The sequence below is a fragment of the Humibacter ginsengiterrae genome, assembly GCF_054780115.1.
Window position 1 is genome coordinate 1 of sequence record NZ_BAAGWY010000039.1, and the last position, 1,142, is coordinate 1,142.

General features: G+C 63.6%; 1 protein-coding gene. It reads right to left on the bottom strand.

Annotation, left to right across the window (positions count from 1 at the left end):
* The gene (locus ACYVII_RS19080) at positions 1–1,092 is read right to left on the bottom strand and encodes an IS630 family transposase (RefSeq protein ID WP_460537925.1); all 1,092 of its coding nucleotides are present in this window, start codon (positions 1,090–1,092) and stop codon (positions 1–3) included.
* Between the last annotated feature and the right edge of the window lie 50 nt (positions 1,093–1,142).

Genomic DNA, 1,142 nt, shown 5'->3' on the forward strand with positions numbered 1-1,142 from the left:
CTAGTGTCCTGATCCGTTAATTCGTTTCAGGTATCGGGCGATGGAGTCGAGGATGTCTTCGGCGGTTTTGGTCCAGATGAACGGTTTCGGGTTCTCGTTCCAGGCGGTGACCCAGTCGCGGAGGTCTTTCTCGAGGGCTTGCACGCTGCGGTGATCCGAGCGTTGTAGTAGGTCGCGGGTGACTTCGGCGAAGAGCCGTTCGACCTGGTTGATCCACGACGAGTACGTCGGTGTGAAGTGCAGGTGGAACCGGGGATGCTTGGCCAGCCACGCTTTCACCGTCGGGTGCTTGTGGGTGGAGTAGTTGTCGCAGACCACGTGCACGGCCAGGTGCTCGGGCACGTTCTTGTCGATCTTGGTCAGGAACTTCTTGAACTCGACCGAGCGGTGTTTGCGGTGCACGGAGGAGATCACCGTCCCGTCGGCCACGTTCATCGCCGCGAACAGGCTGGTCGTCCCGTGCCGGACATAGTCATGCGTGCGCCGTTCGGGGGTGCCGGGCATCATCGGGAACGCAGGCTGCGAGCGGGCCAGCGCCTGCACCTGGGACTTCTCGTCCACGCTCAGCACGACAGCCGATTCGGGCGGGTTCAGGTAGAGACCGACGATGTCGTAGACCTTCTCGGTGAACAACGGGTCGTTGGAGAGCTTGAACCCCTCCTCCAGGTGCGGCTTGAGCCCGAACGCCTTCCAGATCCTCCCGACCGTTGAGCGCGACAGCCCGGACCGCTCGGCCATCTTCGCCTGCGACCAGTGCGTCGCATTCTTCGGAGTCGATTCCAGCGTGTCGACCACGACCTGCTCGACCCGCTCCACGCTGATCATCGCCGGCCTGCCAGGCCTGGGCTCATCGACGAGACCGTCCAGACGACGCTGAAGGAACCGAGCGCGCCACTTCCGCACGGTCGGCAACGACACTCCCAACCGCCGCGCGGCCTCCGAGTTCGACACCCCCGTCGAGCACTCCAGCACGATCCGCGAACGCAACGCGAGATCCTGCGCCGACCTCCGCCGCCGCACCCACCGCTCAAGCTGCGCCCGCTCCTCCGCGGAAAGCGTCAATTCGGCCAGAGCGGGCCCGCGTCGAGACATACCACAGCCTAACAAAAACTAGCAACGAATTAACGACGCAACACACTAGC

What these genes read in the sequence shown, in the direction of transcription:
- ACYVII_RS19080 (WP_460537925.1), bottom strand. Translation starts at nt 1,092, where the DNA reads ATGTCTCGACGCGGGCCCGCTCTGGCCGAATTGACGCTTTCCGCGGAG.